General features: G+C 75.1%; 23 protein-coding genes and 1 pseudogene. 6 read left to right on the top strand and 18 right to left on the bottom strand.

Annotated features, from left to right (window positions below; genetic code table 11):
* Positions 1-121 precede the first annotated feature (121 nt).
* Positions 122-1,540, top strand: coding sequence for an alpha/beta hydrolase (locus tag ACZ514_RS03680; protein WP_469124007.1), 1,419 nt, complete (start codon positions 122-124; stop codon positions 1,538-1,540).
* On the opposite strand, the gene ACZ514_RS03675 is transcribed toward ACZ514_RS03680, so the two are convergent.
* Positions 1,518-2,972 (bottom strand): carboxylesterase/lipase family protein, encoded by a 1,455-nt coding sequence (locus tag ACZ514_RS03675; protein WP_468162548.1) that lies wholly within the window; start codon positions 2,970-2,972, stop codon positions 1,518-1,520. The two genes, ACZ514_RS03680 and ACZ514_RS03675, sit on opposite strands and share 23 nt — an antisense overlap.
* 275 nt (positions 2,973-3,247) lie before the next feature.
* On the opposite strand from ACZ514_RS03675, the gene ACZ514_RS03670 reads away from it, so the two are divergent.
* Complete coding sequence (locus ACZ514_RS03670; RefSeq protein ID WP_388940102.1) at positions 3,248-3,535, top strand: chaplin; 288 nt, start codon at positions 3,248-3,250, stop codon at positions 3,533-3,535.
* Positions 3,536-3,640: 105 nt separating this feature from the next.
* Here the strand turns inward: ACZ514_RS03670 and ACZ514_RS03665 are convergent, their stop codons facing one another.
* The 6 genes from ACZ514_RS03665 to ACZ514_RS03640 all read right to left on the bottom strand — a co-directional run bounded on the left by ACZ514_RS03665 (position 3,641) and on the right by ACZ514_RS03640 (position 8,992).
* On the bottom strand, positions 3,641-4,504 hold the full coding sequence (locus ACZ514_RS03665) for a tyrosinase family protein (RefSeq protein WP_469124006.1): 864 nt from the start codon (positions 4,502-4,504) through the stop codon (positions 3,641-3,643).
* Positions 4,505-4,529: 25 nt separating this feature from the next.
* Complete coding sequence (locus ACZ514_RS03660) at positions 4,530-4,898, bottom strand: tyrosinase family oxidase copper chaperone (RefSeq protein WP_468694753.1); 369 nt, start codon at positions 4,896-4,898, stop codon at positions 4,530-4,532.
* A gap of 67 nt (positions 4,899-4,965) precedes the next feature.
* Positions 4,966-5,517: a GNAT family N-acetyltransferase gene (locus ACZ514_RS03655; protein ID WP_468162554.1), complete on the bottom strand. Its 552-nt coding sequence runs from the start codon at positions 5,515-5,517 to the stop codon at positions 4,966-4,968.
* 96 nt (positions 5,518-5,613) lie between these two features.
* A complete protein-coding gene (locus ACZ514_RS03650; protein ID WP_469124005.1) occupies positions 5,614-6,771 on the bottom strand; it encodes an acyl-CoA dehydrogenase family protein in 1,158 nt (385 codons plus the stop codon).
* Complete coding sequence (locus ACZ514_RS03645) at positions 6,768-7,958, bottom strand: acyl-CoA dehydrogenase family protein (RefSeq protein ID WP_469124004.1); 1,191 nt, start codon at positions 7,956-7,958, stop codon at positions 6,768-6,770. The genes ACZ514_RS03650 and ACZ514_RS03645 overlap by 4 nt, the downstream gene beginning before the upstream one ends.
* Positions 7,955-8,992 carry an NADPH:quinone oxidoreductase family protein gene (locus ACZ514_RS03640; RefSeq protein WP_469124003.1) on the bottom strand — a complete coding sequence of 346 codons (1,038 nt, stop codon included), beginning with the start codon at positions 8,990-8,992 and terminating at the stop codon, positions 7,955-7,957. Before ACZ514_RS03640 ends, ACZ514_RS03645 begins: the two co-directional genes overlap by 4 nt.
* A 382-nt stretch (positions 8,993-9,374) precedes the next feature.
* Between ACZ514_RS03640 and ACZ514_RS03635 the strand changes: the two genes are divergently transcribed.
* Positions 9,375-10,496: a hypothetical protein gene (locus ACZ514_RS03635; RefSeq protein WP_469124002.1), complete on the top strand. Its 1,122-nt coding sequence runs from the start codon at positions 9,375-9,377 to the stop codon at positions 10,494-10,496.
* Positions 10,497-10,568: 72 nt separating this feature from the next.
* Here the strand turns inward: ACZ514_RS03635 and ACZ514_RS03630 are convergent, their stop codons facing one another.
* From ACZ514_RS03630 to ACZ514_RS03615, 4 genes are all read right to left on the bottom strand, one after another.
* Positions 10,569-11,333: a PIG-L deacetylase family protein gene (locus ACZ514_RS03630; RefSeq protein ID WP_468162565.1), complete on the bottom strand. Its 765-nt coding sequence runs from the start codon at positions 11,331-11,333 to the stop codon at positions 10,569-10,571.
* 60 nt (positions 11,334-11,393) lie between these two features.
* Positions 11,394-12,704, bottom strand: coding sequence for an alpha/beta fold hydrolase (locus ACZ514_RS03625; RefSeq protein WP_469124001.1), 1,311 nt, complete (start codon positions 12,702-12,704; stop codon positions 11,394-11,396).
* Between the two features lie 177 nt (positions 12,705-12,881).
* A complete protein-coding gene (locus ACZ514_RS03620; protein ID WP_469124000.1) occupies positions 12,882-13,967 on the bottom strand; it encodes an S-(hydroxymethyl)mycothiol dehydrogenase in 1,086 nt (361 codons plus the stop codon).
* Positions 13,968-14,052: 85 nt separating this feature from the next.
* Positions 14,053-15,027 carry a LysR family transcriptional regulator gene (locus ACZ514_RS03615; RefSeq protein ID WP_469123999.1) on the bottom strand — a complete coding sequence of 325 codons (975 nt, stop codon included), beginning with the start codon at positions 15,025-15,027 and terminating at the stop codon, positions 14,053-14,055.
* Positions 15,028-15,098: 71 nt separating this feature from the next.
* Here ACZ514_RS03615 and ACZ514_RS03610 point away from each other — a divergent pair, with 71 nt between their 5' ends.
* The 3 genes and pseudogenes from ACZ514_RS03610 (at position 15,099) to ACZ514_RS03600 (ending at position 17,487) form a co-directional block, all read left to right on the top strand.
* Positions 15,099-16,028: a dihydrodipicolinate synthase family protein gene (locus ACZ514_RS03610; RefSeq protein ID WP_469123998.1), complete on the top strand. Its 930-nt coding sequence runs from the start codon at positions 15,099-15,101 to the stop codon at positions 16,026-16,028.
* Positions 16,029-16,067: 39 nt separating this feature from the next.
* Positions 16,068-16,280 (top strand): annotated as a pseudogene (locus ACZ514_RS03605) (RidA family protein); the annotation flags it as partial.
* A gap of 430 nt (positions 16,281-16,710) precedes the next feature.
* Positions 16,711-17,487, top strand: coding sequence for a LysM peptidoglycan-binding domain-containing protein (locus ACZ514_RS03600; RefSeq protein WP_469123997.1), 777 nt, complete (start codon positions 16,711-16,713; stop codon positions 17,485-17,487).
* Positions 17,488-17,508: 21 nt separating this feature from the next.
* Here the strand turns inward: ACZ514_RS03600 and ACZ514_RS03595 are convergent, their stop codons facing one another.
* From ACZ514_RS03595 to ACZ514_RS03565, 7 genes are all read right to left on the bottom strand, one after another.
* Positions 17,509-18,441, bottom strand: a complete 933-nt coding sequence (locus ACZ514_RS03595; RefSeq protein ID WP_468694775.1) for a squalene/phytoene synthase family protein — start codon at positions 18,439-18,441, stop codon at positions 17,509-17,511.
* Between the two features lie 109 nt (positions 18,442-18,550).
* Positions 18,551-20,221, bottom strand: a complete 1,671-nt coding sequence (locus tag ACZ514_RS03590) for a serine/threonine-protein kinase (RefSeq protein ID WP_468162581.1) — start codon at positions 20,219-20,221, stop codon at positions 18,551-18,553.
* Positions 20,222-20,248: 27 nt separating this feature from the next.
* On the bottom strand, positions 20,249-21,940 hold the full coding sequence (locus tag ACZ514_RS03585) for a peptide-N4-asparagine amidase (RefSeq protein ID WP_469123996.1): 1,692 nt from the start codon (positions 21,938-21,940) through the stop codon (positions 20,249-20,251).
* 72 nt (positions 21,941-22,012) lie between these two features.
* Complete coding sequence (rraA, locus tag ACZ514_RS03580) at positions 22,013-22,498, bottom strand: ribonuclease E activity regulator RraA (protein WP_468162585.1); 486 nt, start codon at positions 22,496-22,498, stop codon at positions 22,013-22,015.
* Between the two features lie 110 nt (positions 22,499-22,608).
* Entirely contained in the window at positions 22,609-22,875 is a 267-nt protein-coding gene (locus ACZ514_RS03575) for a GlsB/YeaQ/YmgE family stress response membrane protein (protein ID WP_468162587.1), read from the bottom strand.
* 83 nt (positions 22,876-22,958) lie between these two features.
* Entirely contained in the window at positions 22,959-23,840 is an 882-nt protein-coding gene (locus ACZ514_RS03570) for a DMT family protein (RefSeq protein ID WP_468694786.1), read from the bottom strand.
* Positions 23,837-24,757 carry a phosphatase PAP2 family protein gene (locus tag ACZ514_RS03565; RefSeq protein WP_469123995.1) on the bottom strand — a complete coding sequence of 307 codons (921 nt, stop codon included), beginning with the start codon at positions 24,755-24,757 and terminating at the stop codon, positions 23,837-23,839. The genes ACZ514_RS03570 and ACZ514_RS03565 overlap by 4 nt, the downstream gene beginning before the upstream one ends.
* Between the last annotated feature and the right edge of the window lie 10 nt (positions 24,758-24,767).

The raw sequence follows: 24,767 nt of genomic DNA, 5'->3' as shown, positions 1-24,767 counted from the left end.
AACTCCTCCGCGGAACCCCAAGAGAAGTAAAAATGAGGAACCCAGCAGCGCTTTCGTTCATCATTCGAACGGAAGCAGACCATCCCCGCACGGGGCAGCAACAGCCGGAGAGCCACCGCACATGTCGTACGAACCCGACGGCCACGACCAGCCGCCGTACCGGCCGGAGGGGCAGCAGCCCCCCTCCGGCCGGCAGCAAGGCCGACAGCAGGGCCCGCCGCAGTACGCGCCCCAGGGCGGCCGCCCCCAACCGCCGTACGGCCGGCCCCCGCAGGGCGCCGGACCCTACGGCGGCCCCCCGCAGGGACGGCCGCAGCCGCCCCGCGCCCCGCAGGGCCAGGACCAGTACCGTCCCGGCGGCTACGACGAGGCCACGCAGGCGCAGCCCCGCTACGAGCGGCCGGACCACGAGCAGCAGCGGTACGGCCAGCCCCCGTACGAGCAGCCCCCCTACGGCTACGCCGAGCCGTATTACGAGGAGGAGCCCCGCCGCAAGTCCGGGGCGAAGCGCTGGATCATCGCGGGCGTCACGGTCCTGGCCCTCGCCGGCATCGCCGCGGGCACGATGGCCTACTTCGAGATACCCCCGTTCACCGACAAGGGCAAGGAAGTCTCCTTCGGCCAGACCCCGGGCGGCGACAAGAACGGCGCGGTCCAGCAGGCGCCCAACTCGAAGATGTCGATGCCCACCGGCCCGAAGACCGACTTCAAGAACACCTCCACCCTGAGCGACGGCACGCAGATCGGCGTGGCCACCGTCACGGGCAAGAAGTCCGGCTTCTCGGGCAAGGTCTGGGTGTGGGCGCCCAAGGAGTACAACGACCCGAAGTTCGCCAAGAGCGGCTTCCCGGTCATGATCGCCCTGCCCGGCGGCGCCGGCTACCCGAACAACTACTGGATGGGCACCGACCTCGGTCTCCAGACGAGCATCAGCAAGTGGTACCACGAGGGCAAGGGCAAGCCCTTCATCCTCGCCATGCCGGTGCTGAACCCGGGGCCGGACGACAAGGGCGTCTACTGGGACGGCTCCGACATCCCCGGCCAGCCCAAGATGGGCACCTGGCTGACCGAGGACGTCCCGGACCTGATGCGGGAGAACTTCCGCACCGTCAAGTCCCGCGACGGCTGGGCCTTCATGGGCTCCTCCACCGGCGGCTTCGCCGGCCTGAAGGCCGTGCTGAAGCACCCGGACAAGTTCAAGGCCGTGATCGCCTCCGGCCCGGACATCGTCCCGGACTCCTCCCTGTGGAAGGGCTACGACAAGGAGAAGGCCGAGAACAACCCGGAGGTGCTCGCCAAGCAGCTCATCGACAAGAAGGGCCCGGACGTCTACCTGGCCTTCCAGGTCGGTGACAACGAGAGCAACAAGAAGACGCTGCCGGACGTCCAGAAGTTCGTCCAGACCTACACCAAGGGCCCGATCCACACCAGCCTGAGGGTGATCCCCGGCGGCCAGCACAACGCCAAGACCTACGTCCCCAACATGGGCCTGGGACCGATGGAGTTCATCAGCAAGGTCATGGAAGGACCCGTGGAGTAACGACCTCCGCGCCCCGTACTGCCTCCGGCTCCGGCCCGTCGAAGACCTTCGGCGGGCCGTTGCCGTCCCACGGCTCCCAGCCGGGGTCCCCCGTGGTGGCGAAGCGGACCCAGGCGCCGTGCATCTCGTCGGCCAGCGCCTGCGGCGCGCCCGCCCCGGCCAGCCAGGCCGACTCCGGCACGCGCAGCGTGTCGAAGACGAACCCCAGCTCCAGGGCGTGACAGGCGCCGAGGCCCGGTACGCGGCTGGGCCAGCGGAACTCGTACAGGTGGCTCGGGGCCGGGCGCGCGGCCCCGGCGAGCCTGCGCAGCGGGTCCCGCAGCAGCCGGTCGGTGATCAGCTGCCCGGCCAGGTCGGCCGGGGACACCCCGGGCAGCGCGGCCCGCAACGCCCGTACGGCGGCCCGGTCCTTGCCGCTGCGCAGCCGGCCCAGTGCGACGGCCGCCGGGCCGAGGCGGTCCAGCAGCCGGGCCCCGCCGGTCGGCGCGAGCCACAGCCGGTGCTCCTCGGCGGTCCAGCCCAGCAGCAGCGGCACCTTCGAGGCGGTGGCCGCCTCCAGCGGGTCGGCGGGGAGCGAGTCCGGGTCGGTGACCAGCCCGAAGGCGGGGCCGCCCAGCACCGGGGAGGAGCGCCGCAGCACGGCCGCCTGCGCGGCGAGCAGCGCGGGCAGACCCACCGCCCCGAAGGCCCGGGCGGTGGCGGGCACGCCCAGCCGCGAGGCCATCCGCCGCACCATGGTCCGCACCCCGTCGCGCGGCAGGGCCTCGGGGGCACCGCTCTGCAGGACGGCCCGGGCGAAGAGGCCCTCGGCGCGGGGCGCGCCGAGCAGGGCGCCGACGCTGATGGCTCCGGCGGACTCCCCGAAGACGGTGACCCGGGCGGGGTCGCCGCCGAAGGCCCCGATGTTGTCGCGGACCCATGCGAGGGCGGCGATCTGGTCGAGCAGGCCCCGGTTGGCGGGGGCGTCGGGGAAGAGCCCGTAGCCGAGGACGCCGAGCCGGAAGTTGACCGAGACGAGCACGACCCCGTCACGGGCGAAGGCGGAGCCGTCGTAGACGGGGACGGCGGAGGAGCCGCGGGTGTGGGCGCCGCCGTGGAGGAACACCATCACGGGCAGGCCGGCGCCCGGGGCCGGGTGCGGGGTCCAGACGTTCAGGTTCAGGCAGTTCGCGCCGGGGACCTTCGGATCGGGCAGCAGGGCCGCGAAGGAGGGCGGGTAGGGCACCTTGGGCGCGGTGGGCCCGAACGCCCCGGCGTCGCGTACGCCGTCCCAGCCGGCCGGGGGCCGCGGGGCGGCGAACCGGCGGGGTCCGACGGGCGCGGCGGCGTAGGGGATGCCCCGGAAGACGGCGGTCCCGTCCGTCTCCCAGCGGCCCTCCACGATGCCGTCCGCGGTACCGGCCCGGGGCCGTCCGCCGCCCGCTGCGCTCATCCGTCTCTCCTCACCGGGGTGTCCTCCGGGGCACCGTCGCACAGGCGTCACGGTGTGACAAGGCACGATCGGGTCGCGCGGAACGGATCGCGCGGGGGCCGGCCGTGTTGCTTGTGCGGCCGGGAACGGTCACTCGGGCACGGTCGTACTCCGGCTCTGTCCGTTTTCGTGCCCCCATTAGCCGAACCGGCCGTGACCACTCGGCTCCCGCCGCGTTGTACGCCATGTCACAAGCCGCAATGATGCGGCGCCCCACATCTCATGAGGAGATCTTGATGTCGCGTATCGCGAAGGCATTCGCCATCACCGCTGTGGCGGGCACCGCCGTGGCCGCCGGTGCGGGTCTGGCTGTCGCCGATGCCGGAGCGCACGGTGCGGCGGTCGGCTCCCCCGGTGTCGGGTCCGGCAACGTGGTGCAGGTCCCGATCCACGTCCCGGTCAACGTCTGCGGCAACACCGTCAACGTGATCGCCCTGCTGAACCCGGCCTTCGGCAACACCTGCGTCAACGCGTCGGGTGGCGGCGACAACCACCACACCGAGGGCGGCAGCTACGGCGAGTGATCATCTCGCCCGCCTGACTGGCTGAGGGGCCCCCGCCGTGCGGCGGGGGCCCCTTTCCGTGCGGCCCGGCCCCGTACCGCCCGGCCCCCGCGGGGGCCGGGCAGGTCACTCGTAGCGGTAGACGCCCCGGTGCCCCAGCATCTCCCGCGGGGTGACGTCCCACGGGGGCATCGGCTCGTCGAGGGAGATCACCCGGCCGCGCTGGAGGTCGCCCAGCTCCAGGGGGGCCGCCGGCAGGTAGCCGGAGCGGGGGTGCCGCTGCTGCCAGCGGTCCCAGAGCAGGTCCACGAAGGCGTGGTGCAGCCAGAAGGCCGGGTCGTTGGGAGCGGTGCCGCCCGTCATGTGGCCGCCGATCCACTGGTGGACCTTGTTGTGGTTGCGCCAGCGCTCGCTCTTGGGCGCGGCCCAGCCCTCCAGCTTGTTCCGGAAGCCGCCGCCGCGGGCGGTGGAGTCCCAGGGCGGGGAGTCGTAGACCGGGTCGTCGAGGGCCCACTGGAGTTCGGCGGCGGTCGGCAGGGTGATCGGGTTGGCCGGGCGGCCGAGGTTGCGGGTGAGGAAGCGGGCCTCGCTGACGCCGACGGTGATCGTCCAGTTGCCCCGCTCGTAGGCGAAGGGACCCGTCATCACCTGGAGGTCGCCCGCGCGGCCGGTGCCGCCGAGGAAGTCCTCGGACCAGAGGGAGGAGGCGGGAGTGCTGTCGCTGGTCCAGTCCCAGTAGGGGATGGAGACGCGCGGGTCGACGGCCCGCAGCCGCTGCTCGAACTCCAGCAGGTAGCGCCGGTGCCAGGGGAAGAACGACGGCGACATGTGCCCGACGCGCCGCTTGCGCTCCCGGTCGGGCACGAAGTAGGTGCCGTGGGTACGGACGAACTGGTCGTAGGTGCCGTTGCGCTTGAGTTCCAGCAGCGCGGCCGTGAACCGCTTCTTCTGAGCACTGGTCAGGTCCTTCTGGTTCTGCCGGGTGTACAACGCGCGCTCCTCCTGTTCCGGTCCGTCAGCCGTGGTGCGGGGCGGTGACGGCCAGTTGGCTGGTGCCGAGCTCGTCGACGGCGGCGCGGGCGAGCTCCATCGGGGTCCCGTAGGACTCGAAGTGGTTGATCCCGCTGAGGTAGCTCCCGTCGGCACGCCGCATGACGTGCAGGGGACGGCCGTCGATGCGGACCTGCGCCGAGGCGAGGTCGACGCTGATGTGGCGGCCCCGGTACGTCTCCTCGGCGAGCGGGGCCGGGGTGAGCGTCTGGCGGGGGCCGCGGGCGCGCAGTACGGGCGCCAGGGCCGCGGCCACGCCGCCCGCCACGGCCGAAACGAAGACCGTGCGCAGGACCGTGCGGCGGGTCGGTGGTGCGGCGGGTGCTGCGTACATTCGGTCTCCCTCGCTCGGCGGTCCGTGTTCGGAGGTCCAACGAGGAGCGGCCGGGGGAGGTCACCTGTCAGCCGGTGCGCACCGGGCGCCCGGGGTGCTCGGGGTGCTTGTAGAAGAGGGTGGTGGGGCGCAGGCCGCCGGCCGGGTCGGTGGCGTAGTCGGGGATGGTGCCCGCCTCGGTCCAGCCGGCCGAACGGTAGACGCGCTCGGCCCCGCTGCCGGTCTCGGTGTCGAGGAAGAGCAGGACGATCCCGGCGAGGGCGGCCTGCCGCTCGGCCTCGGCGAGGAGCGCGCGGGCGGTCCCGCGGCCCCGTGCGGCGGGATGGACCATGAGCTTGCGCAGTTCGGCGCGGTGGCGGCCGTTGGGCTTGGACTCCCGGTACCAGCTGACGGTGCCCTCCAGGCGGCCGTCGGCGCCGCGGGCGGCCCAGAGGGCGAGGGAGCCCTCGTCGACGGCGGGGCGCAGGGAGTCCCACCAGGCGGCGGCGTCCTGGTGGGCGAGGCCGGCGAGGAAGCCGAGGGAGGCACCGTCGGCGACGGTGTCGACGAGCAGGGAGGCGAGTTCGTCGCGGTGGGCGGCGAGGGCGGTGGCGGTGAGCCGGGTGATCGTTGCCGTCATGCGGTGAGCATAGGAAGCGGCCGGCGGGGGGCCGGACCCGGGGGCCGGAGCCGGGGCGGGGGTGCCGTCGCGCGGCGCGGCGCCCCCGCCTCGGTCTCAGGGCGCCGGGAGTTCCGCGAAGTCCGCGACCAGGCCGCGGTGGTGGCCGGCGGTGCCCAGGGCGAGGGAGTCGGCCTTGGCCCGCTTGAGGTAGAGGTGGGCGGGGTGCTCCCAGGTCATGCCGATGCCGCCGTGGAGCTGGACGCACTCCTCGGCCGCGCGGACGGCCACCCCCGAGCAGTGGGCCTGGGCGACCGCGACGGTGAGCGGGGTGTCCGGGGCCCCGGTGGCCAGGGCGTCGGCGGCGGCGCGGGCCGCCGCGCGGGCGGAGGCCACGTCCAGCCACAGCCGCGCGAGGCGGTGCTTGAGGGCCTGGAAGGAGCCGACGGGGCGGTTGAACTGGTGGCGGGCCCGTACGTGCGCGACGGTCTCCGTCAGGCACCATTCGGCGATCCCGAGCTGCTCCGAGGCCAGCAGTCCGGCGCCGGACAGCAGGGCTCCGGCGATGGCCGCGCGGGCGGTGGCGGGGTCGGCGAGGCGGGTGCCGGGGGCGCCGTCGAGGGTGACGGTGGCGAGTGGCCGGGTCAGGTCCAGCGGGACCAGGGCGGTCAGGGCGGCCCGGTCGGCGGGGACGGCGTACAGCCCGGTGTCGGCCAGGACGAGCAGGGTGTCGGCCGCGTCCGCGTCGGCGACGGAGGTGACGGTGCCGGCGAGCACCCCGCCGCCGCTGTCGTGGACCGGGGCCGGCAGGGGCGCTCCGGGGGCCAGGGTGAGGGGAAGGGCGGGGACGCAGATCCGGCGTCCTGCGGCGGCCTCGGCCACCAGGGCGGCGGCTTCGGCGCTGTCGCAGGCGACGGCGAGCAGGATCTCCGTCGCGAGGACGGAGCCGGTGAGGTAGGGCACCGGTGCCACGGCCCGTCCGAGCTCCTCCAGGACGACGGCGGCCTCGCGGTGGCTCGCGCCCGCCCCGCCGAGCTTCTCGGGGACGAGCAGTCCGGCGGCGCCGATGCCGGTGGCGAGGGTCCGCCACAGCGCGGGGTCGTGGGGGCGGCCGCTCTCGGCGCGGGCGAGGACGCCCGCGGGGGCGCAGCGGCCGGCGAGCAGCGAGCGTACGGCCGCCCGCAGTTCCTCCTCGGTTCCGGAGTAGAGCAGGTCGTAGGGGGTGCCGGGGGCCTGCGGGCCGGGCTGCGGCGCCGGTGCTTGCTGCGTCGTCATCGGGAGAGGTCCTTCCAGGCGATGTCCTTGTCGTCGCGCGGTTCGGCGGGCAGTCCGAGGACGCGTTCGGCGACGATGTTGAGGAGGATCTCGCTGGTGCCGCCCTCGATGCTGTTGCCCTTGGCGCGCAGGTAGCGGTAGCCGGCGTCGCGGCCGGTGAAGTCGACGGTCTCGGGGCGGCGCATGGTCCAGTCCTCGTACAGGAGGCCCTCTTCGGCGAGGAGTTCCACCTCGAGGCCGCTGATCTCCTGGTTGAGGCGGGCGAAGGTGAGCTTCATCCCGCTGCCCTCGGGGCCGGGCTGGCCGGCGGCGAGCTGCTGGCGCAGCCGTTCACCGGTGAGGCGGGCCACCTCGGCCTCCACCCACAGTTCCAGCAGCCGCTGGTGCAGGGCGTGGGTGCGCAGGGCGGGCCGTTCGCGCCAGGCGGCGGCGACGGGGGCGATCATGCCGCCCTCGCGCGGGATCCGCATGCCGCCGATGGAGACGCGTTCGTTCATCAGGGTCGTGCGGGCGACCTCCCAGCCCTGGCCGACGGCGCCGAGGCGGTGGGTGTCGGGGATGCGGACGCCGGTGAGGAACACCTCGTTGAACTCGGCCTCCCCCGTGATCTGGCGCAGGGGGCGGACCTCGACGCCGGGGGCGTGCATGTCGCACAGGAAGTAGGTGATGCCCCGGTGTTTGGGGAGGGCGGGGTCGGTGCGCGCGAGGAGGATGGCCCACCGGGCCGTGTGGGCGCTGGAGGTCCATACCTTCTGGCCGTCGACCACCCATGCGCCCGCCGCCTCGTCGAGGACGGCGCGGGTGCCGAGGGCGGCGAGGTCGGAGCCGGCTCCGGGCTCGCTGAAGAGCTGGCACCACACCTCCTCCCCCAGCCAGAGGGGGCGCAGGAAGCGGCGCTTCTGGTCCTCGGTGCCGTACGCGAGGATCGTGGGCGCGGCCATGCCAAGGCCGATGCCGATCCGGCGGGGGTCGTTGTCGGGGGCCGCGGCGGCTTCGAGCTCGGCGTCCACGACGGCTTGGAGGGCGCGGGGCGCGGCCAGTCCGCCGAGTCCCTCGGGGTAGTGGACCCAGGCGAGTCCGGCGTCGAATCGGGCGCGAAGGAAGTCGGCGGGTGCGGTGGTGCCGGGCGGGTGCGCGGCGAGCAGGTGCCGGGTGCGGGCGAGGAGGTCCTCGGCGTCGGCGGTCATCGGGCGGCTCCGTCCGGGGAGGGGACGGACGGGAGGGACGGGACGGACGGGAGGGACGGGACGGACGGGACGGACGGGAGGGACGGGACGACGACCAGCCGGCCGGTGGTGGTGCCGTCGGCGAGCCGCTGGACGGCGTCGGCGGCTCCCCCGAGCGGGACGCGTTCGCTGACGAGGGGTCTGATCGCGCCCTCGGTGGCGAGGCGGGTGAGTTCGGCGTGGCAGGCGGGGATGGCGGCGGGGTCCTTGGCGGCGTAGAGGCCCCAGTGCAGGCCGAGTACCGCGTAGTTCTTGACCAGGGCGTGGTTGAGGGCCGGGGCGGGGACGGTGCCGCTGGCGAAACCGACCACGACGATGCGGCCCTCGAAGGCCACGCACTTGGCGGAGGCCGTGTAGGCGTCGCCGCCGACCGGGTCGTAGACGACGTCGGCGCCGCGTCCCCCGGTGGCCTCCTTGACGCGGGCGACGACGTCCTCGGTGGTGCGGTCGATGACGACGTCGCAGCCGAGTTCCTCGGCGGTGCGGACCTTGGTCTTGCCACCGACGACGCCGATGACGGTCGCTCCGGCGGCCTTGCCGAGCTGGACCGCGGCGCTGCCGACCCCGCCGGCGGCGGCGTGCACGAGCAGGGTCTCGCCGCTCCGGAGCCGGGCCCTGCGGTGGAGGCCGAACCAGCCGGTCTGGTAGCCGATGTGCAGGGCCGCCGCCTCGGCGTCGTCGAGGGTGTCGGGCGCCGGGAGCAGGGCGCGCGCCGGGGCGGTCACATACTCGGCGAACCCGCCGTGGGGCAGGGAGGGGTTGGCGATGACGCGCCGGCCGTCCTCGGTCAGGCCGCAGATCTCCACGCCCGGGGTGAAGGGCAGGGGCGGGCGGATCTGGTACTGGCCGCGGACGAGGAGCGCGTCCGGGAAGTTGACGTTCGCCGCGAGGACCCGGAGCCTCACCTCGCCGTCGCCCGGCACGGGTTCGGGGACCTCCTCGAGGCGCATGGCCTCGCGGGGCTCACCGGTCGTGTGTACTCGCCATGCCTGCATCCGGGGCCTCCAGCCGCCGTCGAGGGACCACGCTCCGGGCATACTAAGCGGTCGCTTGCTCCCTTGGGAACCCTGGACCGGCCCGTCCCGGCCCGTCCCGGCCCGTCCCCGCCCGGGTGGACCCGGGTGAACCCGCCGCCCGCGAGGGACCGCACCGCCGGCCGGCCCGACGCACCGCCCGCACAGGAGCACTCCCCTCCGGATATCGGACGTACGAACCCCAGGTGAACGTCAGTGCCGGGCGCTAGCATCAACAGGCCGCTCCCACAGGGCATATGACTCGCCAGGGGATCACGCCCGCCCGGGGCCGGCCGCCCGCTCCGCGGCAGGCGCCGGGCCGACGCCGGCCCGACGGGCACACACCACAGGGGGAAACCGAACGATGAACAGCACACGCCTGCGCAGCACGGGCTCGGCGGCCACCGCCGCCCTCGTCCTGGCCGCCGTCGCCACCGCCGCCGGACCCGCCGCGGCCGCGGCCTCCTGCACGCCCCGGATCCAGGTCCTGGGCTCCATCGGGTCCGGCGGCTACCAGGTGGGGAACGAGCAGGCCGAGGCCGTCCTCGGACTCGGCCCGGGCAACCTGTCCGTCGGCCGCTCCGGCGGCAAGCCCGTCTACTGGACCGGCACCCGACTGCACAGGGTCCCGCTGCCGGACGCCGGCGCTCGGGGTGCGGTGCTCGGGGTGAACGGGAGCGGTCTGATGGTCGGCGCCGTCCACGGCACCGACGGCTACGCCTTCACCTACCGGGCGGGCGACGCCGCGGTCACCCGGCTGCCGGAGAGCGACTCGGCGTCGGACGACGCCGACGTCAACGACACCGGCTACGTCGTCTCGCGGGTACGGACGGGCCTGGGCGTCGTCTGGAAGGACGGCCGGAAGGTCCGCGACCTGGCCCTGCCGGCGGACGCCCTGCCCGGCACGCGGGTCGAACTGGTCACCGGCGTCAGCAACGGCGGCGACGTCCTCGGCATGGCACGGGAGGACTACGAGGACCCGGACACCGGCGCCCACCGGGAGGGGAGCTACCCGGTGCTCTGGCCCGCCGACGGCGGACCGGCCAGGGCCCTGGCCGCCACCGCGAACGACAGCTACGTGCAGGACCTCGACGAGAACGGCCGCGTCGTCGGCTACGACTGGTACGGCATGGGCTACCAGTACAAGCCCATGACCTGGACGCCGCCCCACACGGGACCCGCCGCCTCCCCCGGCGTGCTGAACACCCACCCCTCCGGCACCCTCGAGGCGATCAGCGCGACGACCGGCGTGTCCGTCGGCACCGCCACGTCCCACCCGGACGAGCAGACCCTCCCCGACCAGGCGCAGCTGTGGCCGGGCACGGGGCCGGTGCTCGCCCTGCCCCGGCTCGCCGCGCAGCAGGCCAGCGCCGCCACCTCGGTCTCCGACGACGGCCGCGCCGGTGGAGCGGCCGTCAACGCGAGCGGCACGCTGAAGCCGGTGATCTGGACCTGCGCCGCCCAGCAGGCGTACCTGCCCCGGTAACCGGCGCCGTCCGGGGCACGGCGGTGTCCGCGCCCCGGCGCACCGCCGGTGCCAGTGCCCGAGGGGGTGCGGTCAGCGGGGGAAGACCTCGAACGGCACCGCCGGGCGGCCGCCGAAACGTGCCGCCGCCTGCTGGACGTTGCCGGTCAGGAAGTTCCGTACGTACTCCTCGGGGTCCTGGTCCGTCAGGGCGCCGATGTACGCCTTGTGCTCCAGCAGGGACCGGATCGCGCGCTCCAGGCCGGGGCCGGCGTCGACGGCGTGGGTGGGCAGGGCCGTGCCCGCCACCGCGACCCAGCGCACCCCGTCCCACGGTTCCAGGCCCTGCTCGGAGATGAGCTCGGGGAAGATCCACCGGTTGCCCGCGTCACCCGCGGCGTCCAGCACGGCCCGGCCGACGGCCTTGTGGTCGGGGGTGTTCCAGGCCCCGCCGCCGCCGGCCCCGCCCCAGGTGTCGCGGTGGTTGAGGGTGACCACCAGCTCGGGGCGGTGCCGCCGGATGGCCGCCGCGATGTCCCGGCGCAGGCCGAGGCCGTACTCGATGACCCCGTCGCGGTAGTCGAGGAACTCCACCGTGGACACCCCGACGACCGCCGCGCTCGCCCGCTGCTCGGCCTCGCGCAGCGGGCCGCACTCGTCGGGGGCGACCCCGTCGATGCCCGCCTCGCCGCGCGTGGCGAGGAGGTAGCTGACCTCACGGCCGCCGTCGGTCCACTCGGCGATGGCCGCGGCGCAGCCGTACTCGAGGTCGTCGGGGTGGGCCACCACCGCGAGGGCACGCCGCCAGTCGGCGGGCATGGGCTGCAAGGGGGGCTGCTGCTCAGCGTGTTCGGTCATACGCCGCACCCTAGTGCGGTGACCGCGAAGACCGGCAAACCTTTCCGGCGCGGCCCGGGCCTACACCTCGTCGCGGACCAGGGACAGCAGCCGGTCCAGGACGCGGGGGCCGCCGGCGCGGACGCCGTCGTGCTCGAACTCGTCCGTCACCCAGGTCCGCAGGCCGCGGATCGCGCGGGCCGTGGTCAGCGAGTGCGCGGTGTCCACGTACATGTCGTCGTGGTAGACGGCGGCGGCCACCGGTACCTCGTTGGCCGCGAGACGGGCCGGGTCGTACAGCGGCTGCCAGCCGGTGCGCGCCGCCAGGACCTCCGCGGTCGCGCGCAGGGGGACGAGGGCCGGATCGGTGGTGAAGTGCCAGGGGTGGATGGTCTCGCCGGTGAACAGGAGCGGGTCGACGCCGGCGAGGGCCGCCGCGCCGTCGAAGCGCGGCAGTCCCGCGCGGACGCGTTCGGCGGCCCAGGCCGTGGGCACCGCCGGGTCCTGGGCGTAGATCGCCTCGTGGAGGAGGGCGTAGAGGGGGTGGCCCGCGAACGACAGCTGGGTGCGGACCCGTTCCAGGAAGGCGTCCGAGAGGACGGGTCCGGCGGAGGTGGTGACGAAGGCGTCCTCGAGGAGGTAATGCAGCTGGTGGCTCCCGTCACCGGCCCCGAGGACCAGGCCCAGGGACTGGAAGGCCTCGACGGTGAGCAGGTGGCCGCCCGGGAGTTCGGCCGGGCGCTCGGCGAGGCGGGCCGCGACGCGGCGGGCGCGCTCGACGTCCATGGGGTAGCGGTCGTAATGGGCCAGGTTCTTGCGCTCGACGCGGGGGTACGCCGCCTCGTACACCGCGGTCGCGGTCGCGTCGAGCGAGGGCAGTCCGCCGGTGATCAGGACGGCGGTCAGGCCCTCGGGTGCGCTGGAGAGGTAGTGGGTGGCGCAGAACCCGCCGAAGCTCTGGCCGAGCACGGTCCAGGGAGCGCCACCAGTGAGGGCCGGGCGGATGGCCTCGGCGTCGCGCACGATGGAGTCGCCGCGGAAGTGGGCGAGGTGGTCCGCCTGCTGCTCCGGGGTACCGACCGCGGGCAGCGTCTGCCGGTTGAGCGGGGTGGAGCGGCCGGTGCCGCGCTGGTCGAGGAGCAGCACCCGGTAGTCGGCGAGGGCCCGCTCCAGCCAGGCCTGGCGGCCGGTGAACCGGCGCGCCCCGAACCCGGGGCCGCCCTCCAGGTACAGCAGCCAGGGCAGCTTCTCGGGGTCCTTGTCGTTGGCGACGACCTCGCGGGCGTAGAGCTCGATGCGTTCCCCGTCGGGGCGGTCGTGGTCGAGCGGCACGGTGAAGTGGTGGTCGGTCAGGACGACACCGGGCTGGCGGTAGCTGCGCGGGAGGGTCACGGACGGCCCCTGGGGTCTGGGTGCGGATGCCCGCCTCCGGGCCTTCGCCGGGTCGCGGCGGGGCGGCCGGGGGCCGGGGCTGGCGTTCCGGCCGAGTTTAGGCCCCCCGTGGTCCTGGCCGGCCGGCCAGGGCCACGGGTGCCGGGGCGTCCCGTCAGCTCCTCCGTCGCCGGCCGGTCAGAACTGGACCACCGAGCGGAGCACCTCGCCGCGCTCCATGCGGCCGAAGGCCTCCTCGACCCCGTCGAGGGGGATGGTCTCCGAGACGAAGGCGTCGAGGTCGAGCCGGCCCTGGAGGTACAGGTCGATCAGGAACGGGAAGTCGCGCTCGGGCAGGCAGTCGCCGTACCAGGAGGACTTGAGCGCGCCGCCGCGTCCGAAGACGTCCAGGAGCGGGAGTTCGAGCTTCATCTCGGGCGTCGGTACGCCGACCAGGACCACGGTTCCGGCCAGGTCGCGGGCGTAGAAGGCCTGCCGGTAGGTCTCGGGGCGGCCGACGGCCTCGATGACCACGTCCGCGCCGTTCCCGCCGGTCAGTTCCCGGACGGCCTCGACCACGTCCTCGGTGCGCCCGTTGACGGTGTGGGTGGCGCCCAGCCCGCGCGCCCGTTCCAGCTTCCGGTCGTCCAGGTCCACGGCGATGATCCGCGAGGCACCCGCCAGCCGGGCGCCCGCGACGGCGGCGTTGCCCACTCCGCCGCAGCCGATGACGGCCACCGAGTCGCCGCGCCCCACGTTGCCGGTGTTCAGGACGGCGCCGAGGCCGGCCATGACCCCGCAGCCGAGCAGTCCGGCGGCGGCGGGCGAGGCGGCGGGGTCCACCTTGGTGCACTGTCCGGCGGCGACCAGGGTCTTCTCGGCGAACGCGCCGATGCCCAGGGCCGGGGAGAGCGGGGTGCCGTCCTCGAGGGTCATGGGCTGGGCGGCGTTGTGGGTGTCGAAGCAGTACCAGGGCCGGCCGCGCTTGCAGGCTCGGCAGCTGCCGCACACCGCGCGCCAGTTGAGGACCACGAAGTCGCCGGGGGCGACGGAGGTGACGCCGGGGCCGACGGACTCGACGGTCCCGGCGGCCTCGTGGCCGAGGAGGAAGGGGAACTCGTCGTTGATGCCGCCCTCGCGGTAGTGCAGGTCGGTGTGACAGACCCCGCAGGCCCGGACCTTGACGAGGGCTTCGCCGGGCCCCGGGTCGGGCACGAGGACCGTGGTCGTCTCCACCGGTGCGCCCTTGCTCCGCGCGATGACCCCTCGTACGCGATGTGTCACGTCGTACCCCGTTCTGTTCGGCTCGGTCTGGATCAACGAACGTACACGGGCGGGGCGCCCCAAGGGAGTTGTGCGGGCACTCGCGTCATCCGCCGCCGCCGGTTCCGGCCAGATCCGGCGGCACGGCCGCGCGCAGCGCCGCGGCGAAGGCGGCCACCGCGGGATGCGCGGCGGCACCGTCACGGAAGGCGATCTTGGTGCGGCGTTCCATGTGGAGGCGGGTGAGGGTGAGGCCGGGGTCCGGGGGCCGGGTCACTCCCAGCTGGGGGACGACGGCCACTCCCTGCCCGGCCGCGACCAGGGCGAGGACGGTGTCGAACTCGTCGACCTGGTGGCGGATCCCGGGTGCGAAGCCGGCCGCCTGGCAGGCCCGCACGGTCATGGCGTGGCAGAGGGTGCCGGGTGTGGCGGTGATCCAGGGCGCGTCCCGGTGGGTACGCAGCACCGCGCCCTGGTCGGGGCCGGTGGCCGGGGACGGGCCGGTGGCCGGGGGTGCGCCCTGGTCCGGGCCGGTGGCCGGCGGCGGGCCGGCGGGGGCGGCCAGGTACATCGCCTCCCCGTACAGCGGGCGGGTGTCGATCCCCGGCTCCGGCGGCGCGGGGACGAAGTCGTACTCGTGGACCAGGGCCACGTCCAGGTCCCCGGCCCGCAGCGCGTGCGCGACCCCCGCCGGGTCGGTCTCGCGGACCCTCGGCTCCAGCCCGGGGTGGCGCCGGGCCAGGTGGCGGAGGGCCGCCGGGACGATGGCCCGGGTGGCGGTGGGGAAGGAGCCGACGCGCAGGACGCCGGCGAGGCCGCTGCGGGCCTCCGCGAGGTCGGCGTCCGCCTGTTCGAGGCGTTCCAGGACGGCTTCGGCGTGCCGGACGAGGTTCTGGGCGGCCGGGGTGAGGCGGACCCGGCGGCCGGTGCGTTCCAGCAGGGGCAGGCCGGCTTCCCGTTCGAGGACGGAGAGCTGCTGGGAGACGGCGGAGGGGCTGAAGGCGAGGGCCTCGGCCACGGCGGCGATGGTGCCGCGGCGGGCGAGTTCCCGCAGCAGGCGCAGGCGGCGTACGTCGAGCATCGGCTCAGCTTACGGATCGGGTAAGGAACGCGAACTGGATTCGGTGCTCGGTCCGGGCGAAGCTCTTCCGTATGCGACAGGAAACGGAACAGTCCGGGCGATTCACCGATGCCGCGCCTTTCACCCTCGATGGGATCCACGTCCCGCTCGTCACCCCCTTCGGCCCTGACGGGGAGGTGGCCGCCGGGGCGCTGGAGACCCTGGCCCACGAGGTGCTCGACGCGGGCGCGGCCGGGATCGTGGCCCTGGGCACGACGGGCGAGGCGGCCGCCCTCGACGAGGCGGAGCGCGACCTGGTCACCGGGGTCTGCGCCCGCGTCTGCGGGGAGCGGGGGGTGCCGCTCACGGTGGGGGCGGGAGCGAGCGGGACGAGGGCGAGCGAGGCGGCGCTGGCGCGGCTGGTGCGGTGGCCGCAGGCCCGGGCGGCGCTGGTGACCGTACCGTCCTTCGTGCGGCCCTCGGCGGCGGGCGTGCTGGCGCACTTCGCGCGGCTGGCGGAGGTCAGTCCGCTGCCGCTGATCGTCTATCACATCCCGTACCGGACGGGGCAGCCGCTGGACGCGGACGCGCTCCGCGCGCTGGGCTCGCTGCCGGGTGTGACCGGGGTGAAGTACGCGGCGGGCGGGATCGACGCGGAGACGGTGGCGCTGCTGGGCCGGCTGCCGGAGGGGTTCTCGGTCCTGGCGGGGGACGACGCGTACGCGTCCCCGATGCTGGCGCTCGGCGCGTCGGGGGCGGTGCTGGCCTCGGCCCACCTGGCGACGGAGCGGTTCGTGGAACTCGCGGCCGCCTGGCGGGGCGGCGACGTCGGGCGGGCCCGGGAGCTGGGGCACGGGCTGGCGCGGGTGTCGGCCGCGGCCTTCGCGGAGCCGAACCCGACGGTGGTCAAGGCCGTGCTGCACGCGCAGGGCCGGATCCCGGCCCCGGACGTACGCCTGCCCCTGCTGCCGGCGTCCCGGGGGGCCGTGGACGCCACGCTGGAGGCGCTGGCCTGCTTCTGAGAGCCGGTTGTCCGGCCCGGCGCCGCGCCGGACGGTCGCGCGGCGGTGAACGCCCGGCCGCAGCACGTGGTGCGCTCGGTGATCTGCGTGCGGAGTGACGACAGGGGGGACCTGGGCCTCGCCTGGCACCGGCTCACCGCTTCCGCCCTCAGGCCGGCCTTCACGTCCGCCAGTGCGCTCTTGGGGGTCGCGCAGCTGGGCTTCGCAGGGCAGCTGGTCGAGGTGGACCTCACCGACGCACTGCCCCACTGAGCGGGCCGCACGCCTCGAGCCGGGACGGGCCGCGGGCCCCGGGGCCGGCGGCGGGCTCGAATGTCCGATTGCGAGCGTTTCGTCAGCCTCGGGCGGGTCGCCCGAATCGGCAGTATCGGGGCGCGAATTGACCGTATTGGACGAGGCGGCCCCGAACCCGCCGGGCCCGTGATGTGGGTCACGCGCACCCGCTCAACATCAATTCACCCGGAACGGTCGATTCCCTTTCCCCGGAAAGGAAATCGGCCTTTCCGCGATCCGCCCGTCATGGTCATTTACCGGACAACGGGCGGGAAGTCGATCTCCGGGCGGAATTCTCGTCTTGTTCCCGCCCCTCGCACTCGCCTACGGTCACCTCACTCCCCGCGGCCGACTGCCGAATCCGGCCGCCGCCGGGGCTCTCCCGTACCCCCACGTGAGGAACAGCGCCATGCCCCGACACGGTAAGCACCGTCGGCCGAAGCAGCACCGGATCGCCCGCGGACTCGCGGTCGCCGGTACGGGCGGAGCGGCATTCGCCCTTCCGTTGATCAGCGCCACCACCGCCGCGGCGGCCGGCACGCAGCCGGCTCCGGCGTCGCTCGTCAAGGCGTCCGTGGAGAAGGCCGTGGCGGTGCAGAAGCCGGCCGTGGAGAAGTCCGTCGCGAAAAAGGCGTCCGTGGAAAAGGCCGCGGCGGCCCTGACCTATTCCGTGGTCGGCGGCGACACCCTTTCGAAGATCGCGGCCGAGCATTCCGTGAGCGGCGGCTGGCAGGCGCTCTACGCGGCCAACCGCAACGCCATCGGCGAGAACCCCTCGGTGATCCGCCCCGGCCTGAAGCTGAGCATCGGCGCGGCGGCGCGCGCGGCCGCGGCGAAGCCCGCCGCCAAAGCGGCCACCACGTACGCCGACAACCTCGACGGCTGGATCCGCCAGTCCCTGGCGGTCATGGCCCAGCACGGAATTCCCGGCACCTACAACGGAATCCACCGCAACGTGATGCGCGAGTCCTCGGGCAATCCCCGCGCCATCAACAACTGGGACTCCAACGCCGCGGCCGGCATCCCCTCCAAGGGCCTGCTCCAGGTCATCGACCCGACCTTCCGCGCCTACCACGTGCCCGGCACGTCCCTGGACTCGTACGACCCGGTCGCGAACATCACCGCGGCCTGCAACTACGCCGCCGCCCGCTACGGTTCGATCGACAACGTCAACGGCCCGTACTGACGGCTCCTCCCCGGCGCGGCGTCAGCGCGGCACCTCCGTGGTCCGGCCGGGGTGCCGGCGGCGGCGCCGCGCGCGGACCAGGGTGGCCACGGGAGCCGTCAGGCCGTAGCCGACGTCCTTGCGCAGGGCGCCGGTGCCGGCCTTCTCCACCGCGGTCAGCTGGTGTCCCATGAGCTCCGTCATGGCCGCGACCACCGGCCGCAGTCCGGGCTCGGTGAGGCCGAGGACGCCTTCCGCGGCGCCGAGAGCGGTCCGCGCGCGGGCGCACTCGGCGGCGAGGAGGGCGCGTACCTCCCGGGTGTCGCGGGCCCGTTCCAGATCGGCGCGGGTGACGGAGTGCTCCTCGAGCCGGGAGCGCGGGACGCACAGCCGCCCGTCGGCGAGGTCGCCCGCGAGATCGGCGAGGAAGTCGACCCGCTGGGCGGCGTCCACGAAGCCGCGCCAGCCGGCCGCCTGGGCCGCGTCGGGTCCGCCCCGGTACTGGAGGCCGGTGAAGACCATGATGCCGGGCCAGGCGTAGGCGTCGAGGTAGGTCTGGAAGTCCTCCTCGGTGGCGAACCCGTCGAAGCCGGCCTCGGCGGTGGCGGCGCCGTCCAGGAAGCGGGTGACCCAGTGCCCGGGCAGGCCCCGGGTGCGGACGGCGTGGGCGTAGGCGCGCAGCAGCGGGTCCGGGCTGTCGCCGCTCTCCAGGGCCGGCCCGGTGCGTGCCGCCAGCGCGGCGAGCCCGGCGGCCCGGGCACTCGGGGTTCCGGTCTCGGCCACGTCGTCGACCAGGTTCATGAAGGCCAGCCCGGCCGCCAGCCAGGGCACCAGGGGCGGCGCGGCCAGCAGGCGCAGGGTGAGGTAGGGGGCCGGTTCGCGGCGCAGCACCCGGCGGGCGGCATGGGTGAAGTCGGCCCGCAGCCGGGGGTCGGTGATCCCGGCCCGGGTCAGGGTGGTGCGCCAGCTGGGCATGGTGGGCGTGCTCCTCGGACAGGTGTCCGCCGACCCGTACGCGCCCCGGCGCGCGTACGGGTGTGGGGGTCTGCGGGTATGTGCGGGCGTGGGGTGCGGATACGCGGTGTCAGGAGCGGTAGACCTTCTTCACGTTGCCCTGGGTGTCGGCGTACACGTAGCCGCCCCGTCCGTACTCGTCGGTGAGGTAGGGGCGCATGGAGGGGGTCGCGTCGAAGAGCCAGGGCTCGACGATGACGTAGCGGGAGGTCGGCTTGGAGACGCCGAGTTCCTGCTGGGCCCGGTCCAGGAGGGCGGGCAGGGCGTCCCACTTCACCGCCGCCATGTCGATGAGCGGCTCGTCCTGCTTGACGGTGCCGCCGGGGCCGGCGTGCGTCACCTGGCCGTCGCGGTACTGGTAGCGGTCGAAGGTGTCCGCGCCGGGGGCGGTGGGGATGGCGGCCAGCACGTAGCCCTCGTAGACGGTCATCTCCACGAAGGAGGTGGTGCCGGTCCGCTGCTTGAACGCCTCGACGACGGTCCGGACCTGGTCCGGGGCGAGCAGGTTCCCCTTGGCCGCGGCCTGGCCGCCCTGTCCCCGGGGCGTGGCGCCCGTCCGGCCGGCGGGGGTCGCCGCGCCGGGGGTGGCGGCGGCCGGGGTGGCCGTGGCGGCGGGGCCGGTGGCCTGCCGGCCGGAGGACGTGCCGTCGGGCAGCGCCTGGACGAGCCCGGCCACCCCGCCGGCCAGGGCCAGCGCCAGGGCGGCGCCGATCAGCGCGGCGCGGCCGCGCCCCCGGGCCGGGGCGGTCGCGGGGGCGGCGTGGGGGACGGGCGTGGTGGACGCGTACGGGGAGCCGCCGCCGGGGGTGAAGGGCCGGGCGTCCGACACCGTGGGCGGCGGGCCGTACGGGCCCCCGACCGGCGGGACCGGGGCGGCACCGGGGCCCGTCCCCAGAGCGGTGCTCGCACCCCGGAGCAGCGCTTCCAGCTCGCCGCCGTCCGGCCGCGCCGCGGGGTCGCGGACGAGCAGCCGTTCCAGTACGGGCCCCAGCGGGCCGGAGCGCACGGGAGCGGGGATCGGCTCGTCGAGGACGGCGACCACCGTGGCCAGGCTGGTGGCACGGCGCAGCGGGTGCGTCCCCTCGGCGGCCACGTACAGCAGCATGCCGAGCGACCACAGGTCGGAGGCCGCCAGGCCCTCCTCGCCCCGGCACCGCTCGGGAGCGATGTACTCGGGCGAGCCGATGAGCACCCCGGTGGAGGTGAGGGCGGTCGCCCCGTGCACGGCGGCGATGCCGAAGTCGGTCAGTACGGCCGAGCCGTCGGGCCGCAGCAGGACGTTGGCCGGCTTCACGTCCCGGTGGAGCACGCCTTCCGCGTGCGCGGCGCGCAGCGCGGAGAGGATGTCGAGCCCGAGCCGCACCACCTCCGCGAGCGGCATCGGTCCGGTGGCGAGCCGGTCGTGCAGTGAGCCGCCCCTGAGCAGCTCCATCACGATCCACGGGTGGCCGTCCGTCTCCGGTGCGGGCTCCACGATGTGGTGGATCGTCACCACGTTCGGGTGGGCGAGGCGGGCGAGGGCCCGCGCCTCCCGGATGGCCCGCTCGCGCAGCTGGACGGCGAGGTCCGGCTGCGCGGCGGCCGTGGCGGGGTCCGGCGGGCGCACCTCCTTCAGGGCGACCTCGCGGTGCAGTGCGATGTCGCGGGCGCGCCACACCGTGCCCATGCCTCCGGCGCCCAGGGGGCCGATCAGTTCGAAACGGCCGTCGATCAGCCGTCTGCCGGCCTCACTCATCTCCATGGGCGGTCATCGTAGGCCCCGCCACCGTCAGCAGCGGAGGCGGTCCTCCGTCACGGTGCCCTGCGCGGTGGACACCGTACGGTCGTAACAGCCGGCCCCGGCGTCCGTCCCGTACAGCCGGTAGTGCTCGGTGGAGGTGCCGACCGCGTGCCGCTGGTCGCGAGGGACGTTCGCCGTGTACGTGGCGTCGCCCGTGTACCGGTGGTCGAGGAGGGAGCGGCCGGTCTGGCGGCCGCCGCGCAGGGTGACGGTGTCGGCCCGGTCCCCGAGGGACAGGACGGTGCGCAGCCGGTCGTCCGCGCCGAGGGTGGTCTCGCCGTCCATGGTGTACGTGCGGGCCGTGCGGGTGGTGGCGGCTCCGCGGGTGACGCTCTCCTCGTCGGTCCAGGAAGCGGTGAGGGCGTCCCGGTTCTCGCCGTCGGTCCAGCGGTGCGCGGAGGTGTGGGACACGGCCCGGGTGACGGTGGTGGTGACGCGGCCGTGGGAGGTGTCGAGGTACCCGGCGACGGTCAGGCGGTGGCCGCCGTCGGTGTCCAGGCGGTGTTCGCCGCCGGGGGCGGCGGGCGTCCAGCGGGAGGATCCGGTGGGGGCGCCCTCCTCGTGGCGGGTCAGGGCGCCCGTGACGACCTGGCGGCCGTGGTCCTGCCAGAGCAGCAGGTTGACGGGGGTGCTCCAGCCGGCCTGGCCGGCCGGTACGCCGGCGACGGAGACCTCGACGCGGTGCTCGCGGCCGTCGTTGAGGAGGGCCGCGTAGGGGGTGAGGTCGTAGACGGCCGGCTGGACGTCGAAGGCGCGGGGGCCGGGGGTGACGTACCAGAGGAAGGGGTTGGACCAGCCGCCGGTCCACACGGTCGGGAAGGGGGCGGCGAGGCCGGCGAGCCGTCCGTCGACGGATATCCGCACCTCGCGGTGGGGGCCGTCGGGGGCCTTGCAGGAGTAGGGCGCGGCGTCGGGGACGGTCATGTACCAGTACTCCTCGCAGCCGCCGCCGGAGCCGGTGGCGTACACCTCGGCGAGGAGCCGCTCGGTGTTGCGCGGGGTGGTGACGGCGGGGGTGGTGAGGGGCAGCACCCGGTCGGGGGTGTCGGGGGCGGGGTGGTGCCGGTCGGCGGCGTAGAGGGTGAGGGTGACCTTGACGTCGATGACGCCGGTGTAGGTGTCGTTGACGACGTTGCCGATCAGCATCTCGACGGGCTGCGGACGGCCCAGGAGGTCGCCGTAGCGGGTGACGTCCTTCTCCACGGACCAGGTGATGCCGTCAGGCGAGGGCTGCGGGGTGGAGGTGCGCAGGATCTCGACGCCGCCGAGGGTGAGGTTGCCGAGGCGGTCGTACTGGCGGCCCTTGACCTTGCCGTCGAGGCGCAGGACGGCTTTGGCCCAGCCGGAGCGGCCGCAGCCGGCGGGCGGGGTGTAGGTCCCCCGGTAGGGGGTGAAGTCGCGGAACCGGGCCTCGGCCAGGGTCACCTCGCAGGACCGGGTCGCGGGGCGCTCCACGGGCGGGGCGGCGGTGAGGGGGTCGTGCCAGTCGGTGCCGAACTCGGCGGGCGGCACGGGCCCCTCGGCGGCGGGCCCGGCGGCGGCGGGCGGTCCGGCGGCGGTGGGGGATCCGGCGGCCGCCGGTCCGGCGGTGGGGGATCCGGCGGCGGCCGCGGGTCCGGCCAGGGCTCCGGCGGCGAGGGTGAGCGCGCCGAGCAGGCCCATGATCCTGTGTCGTCTCATGGGCCCGCAGTGAAACCCGTGCCGGGCCGCCGCCGCCAGGCCCCCGGCCGCAGGCTGGCGGGAAACCGCCCTTCAGTGCCCGGCGGGCAACACCACGACGCCGTCGTCGTCCACGTACACGGTGTCACCCGGGCGGAAGGTGACCCCGCCGATGGTGACGGGCTCGTCGACCGCGCCCTCGCCGGTCTTGCCGCTCTTGCGGGGGCACGTGCCGAGGGCGTGGACCCCGAGGTCCAGCGCGCCGAGGGCGACGCTGTCGCGGACCGCGCCGTTGACGATCAGCCCGGCCCAGCCGGAGCGGTGCGCCGCGCCGGCGATGAGGTCGCCGACCAGGGCGGTGCGCAGGGACCCGCCGCCGTCGACGACGAGGACGGCGCCCCCGCCGGGGGTGTGGAGGAGTTCGCGCAGCAGGGCGTTGTCCTCGTGGCAGCGGACGGTGCGCACGGGTCCGGCGTACAGGCGGCGGCCGCCGATCCGGCGGAACGGGGTGGCGCAGATGCCCAGGTCCTCGCCGTGCTCGTCGTACAGGTCGGCGGTGGGGACGGGGGTGACGCTCATGGGTCCGGGCTCCTCGCATCTCGTGCGTCGCGCGGGGCCCAGCCTAGTGCTGTGGCGGGAAGGTCTCCGGCCGGGCCGGCCGCAGGGTCCGGCGGGGCGCGGTGTCCGGCTCAGTCGCGGGAGTTGCCGAAGAGGAGGCGGTAGCCGATGAGCAGGACGAGGGAGCCCGCGATGGCGGAGCCCCAGGTGGTGAGGTCGAAGAACCGGGCCTGGACCGGGCGGTCGAGGAACGTGGCGGAGAGCCAGCCGCCCGTGAAGGCGCCGGCGACGCCGATGAGGGTGGTGCCGATGAGTCCGCCGGGGTCCCGGCCGGGGAGCAGGACCTTGGCGATGGCTCCGGCCAGCAGGCCCAGGATGATCCAGCCGATGATGCCCATGCCGTTCGCTCCGCTCTCCGGTGTGCGTCTTCCGTACGGGAGGACGCACACCGGGGGCGGAACGGTTCTGCCGCGCCGGTGGCTCAGGCCGTCACATGGCCGGCCGGCACCGGCCGGGACCCGGCGGCCGGTGCGGCGGCCGGTGCGGCGGGCGCGGTACGGGTGAGCAGCAGCACGCCGCGGGTGGCCGCGAGGGCTCCGGCCGTGGCGAGCAGGATGCCGAGCGCGCCGCCCTGGAGGCGTTCGCCGAGCAGGACCATGCCGATCGCGGCCGCCGCCAGCGGGTTGGCGAGGTTGACGACGGCGAGCGGGGCTCCGAGGCCGCCCCGGTAGGCCCGCTGGGAGAGCAGCATGCCGCCGACGGCGAAGACCACCACGAGCAGGCCGACGGTGATCACCCGGCCGCTGAGCAGGGCCCCGCCCCGGCCGCCCGCCACGGCCACGGTCTGGGTCAGGGCGGAGGCGACGGCGGAGGCCAGTCCGGAGGCGGTGGCGTGGCGCAGCCCCGGGCCGGGGTCCTTGCGGGCGGTGAGCAGGAGGATCGCCGCGACGGTGGCTCCGGACACGGCGAGCGCCTCGGCCAGGGTGAGGGTGTCGTCGGGGGCGGGGCCGGAGGCGGGCAGGAGCAGCAGTCCGAGGCCGGCGACGGTGGCCAGGGTGCCCCGCCACTCGGTGGCGGCGACCCGCCTCCCGGCGCCCCGGGCGCCCAGCGGGACGGCGGCCACCAGGGTGAGCGCTCCCAGCGGCTGGACGAGGGTCAGCGGGCCGTAGCGGAGCGCGGCGGCGTGCAGCAGCGCCGCGGCGGCGTTCAGTCCGGCCGACCACCACCAGGCCCCGTTGCCGAGCAGTGCCCGGGCACTGCGGGCGACGGCCCGGCGGGCGAGGCGCTCCTGGGCGACGGCGGCGGCCGCGTAGGTGGCGGCCGAGGCCAGGCAGAGGGCGACGGCGAGGACGGTGGCGTTCACCGCCGGGCCCCCGCGGAGACGGCGGAGGGGACGCGCACGGCGCTCCCGGACCCGGACGTCCCGGCACCGGCATCGGCACCCGCACCGTCACCGGCACCGGCACCCGTACCGCCCACGACCCCGGCCGGGCCGGGCCGCACCGCCGGACGCGGGCGCGGCAGGCTCCGTGCCTCCGGGGCGGCCGCGCCGTCGGCGGCGGGGCGGGGGACCAGCAGGAGGGCCGCGCCCAGCAGCAGGGTGGCGACGACCGCGTCGAGCCAGTAGTGGTTGGCGGTGCCCACGATCACGAGCAGGGTCACCAGCGGATGCAGCAGCCACAGGACGCGCCACCGGGACCGGGTCGCGGCGATCATGCCGAGGGCCAGCATCAGCGCCCAGCCGAAGTGCAGCGAGGGCATCGCGGCGAACTGGTTGGCCATGGCGTCGGCTTCCGGGGCGGCCCCGTAGACGGTCGGCCCGTACACCTGCCCGGTGTCCACCAGGTGCGCGGCGCCCAGCATCCGGGGCGGTGCGAGCGGGAAGGAGAGGTGCAGGACGAGGGCGGCGCCGGTGAGGACGGCGAGTACCCGCCGGGTCCACAGGTAGTGCCGGGGGCGGCGCAGGTACAGCCAGACCAGGAACAGGGCGGTCGCCGGGAAGTGCACGGCCGCGTAGTAGGTGTTCGCGGTGTGGACGAGGGCGTCCCCGTGGAGGAGCAGCCGCTGTACGGCGCCCTCGCCGGGGAGGTGCAGGGACCGTTCGGCGTCCCACACGCGGCCGGCGTTGCGGAAGGCCTCGTCGGTGCGGCCCGTCGAGAGCATCCGGCCGGCCTTGTAGGCGGCGAAGAGGCCCGCGACGAGCAGCAGCTCGCGTACGAGCCGGCGGCGGGCGCCGAGGTGACCGGCGGGTGGCCGGTCCGGAGCGGTGTGGGAGGTCATCCCCCGGTCT

The organism is Streptomyces sp. NPDC034086 (assembly GCF_055575515.1).
Note: the sequence above shows the minus strand (reverse complement) of the source record. Positions and strands in the feature narration are given on the sequence as shown.

Bases quoted from the DNA above. Each gene is read 5' to 3' on its own strand.
- ACZ514_RS03680 (WP_469124007.1), top strand. From the start codon at position 122: ATGTCGTACGAACCCGACGGCCACGACCAGCCGCCGTACCGGCCGGAG.
- ACZ514_RS03675 (WP_468162548.1), bottom strand. From the start codon at position 2,972: ATGAGCGCAGCGGGCGGCGGACGGCCCCGGGCCGGTACCGCGGACGGC.
- ACZ514_RS03670 (WP_388940102.1), top strand. From the start codon at position 3,248: ATGTCGCGTATCGCGAAGGCATTCGCCATCACCGCTGTGGCGGGCACC.
- ACZ514_RS03660 (WP_468694753.1), bottom strand. From the start codon at position 4,898: ATGTACGCAGCACCCGCCGCACCACCGACCCGCCGCACGGTCCTGCGC.
- ACZ514_RS03655 (WP_468162554.1), bottom strand. From the start codon at position 5,517: ATGACGGCAACGATCACCCGGCTCACCGCCACCGCCCTCGCCGCCCAC.
- ACZ514_RS03650 (WP_469124005.1), bottom strand. From the start codon at position 6,771: ATGACGACGCAGCAAGCACCGGCGCCGCAGCCCGGCCCGCAGGCCCCC.
- ACZ514_RS03645 (WP_469124004.1), bottom strand. From the start codon at position 7,958: ATGACCGCCGACGCCGAGGACCTCCTCGCCCGCACCCGGCACCTGCTC.
- ACZ514_RS03640 (WP_469124003.1), bottom strand. From the start codon at position 8,992: ATGCAGGCATGGCGAGTACACACGACCGGTGAGCCCCGCGAGGCCATG.
- ACZ514_RS03635 (WP_469124002.1), top strand. From the start codon at position 9,375: ATGAACAGCACACGCCTGCGCAGCACGGGCTCGGCGGCCACCGCCGCC.
- ACZ514_RS03630 (WP_468162565.1), bottom strand. From the start codon at position 11,333: ATGACCGAACACGCTGAGCAGCAGCCCCCCTTGCAGCCCATGCCCGCC.
- ACZ514_RS03615 (WP_469123999.1), bottom strand. From the start codon at position 15,027: ATGCTCGACGTACGCCGCCTGCGCCTGCTGCGGGAACTCGCCCGCCGC.
- ACZ514_RS03610 (WP_469123998.1), top strand. From the start codon at position 15,099: ATGCGACAGGAAACGGAACAGTCCGGGCGATTCACCGATGCCGCGCCT.
- ACZ514_RS03600 (WP_469123997.1), top strand. From the start codon at position 16,711: ATGCCCCGACACGGTAAGCACCGTCGGCCGAAGCAGCACCGGATCGCC.
- ACZ514_RS03595 (WP_468694775.1), bottom strand. From the start codon at position 18,441: ATGCCCAGCTGGCGCACCACCCTGACCCGGGCCGGGATCACCGACCCC.
- ACZ514_RS03590 (WP_468162581.1), bottom strand. From the start codon at position 20,221: ATGGAGATGAGTGAGGCCGGCAGACGGCTGATCGACGGCCGTTTCGAA.
- ACZ514_RS03585 (WP_469123996.1), bottom strand. From the start codon at position 21,940: ATGAGACGACACAGGATCATGGGCCTGCTCGGCGCGCTCACCCTCGCC.
- rraA (WP_468162585.1), bottom strand. From the start codon at position 22,498: ATGAGCGTCACCCCCGTCCCCACCGCCGACCTGTACGACGAGCACGGC.
- ACZ514_RS03575 (WP_468162587.1), bottom strand. From the start codon at position 22,875: ATGGGCATCATCGGCTGGATCATCCTGGGCCTGCTGGCCGGAGCCATC.
- ACZ514_RS03565 (WP_469123995.1), bottom strand. From the start codon at position 24,757: ATGACCTCCCACACCGCTCCGGACCGGCCACCCGCCGGTCACCTCGGC.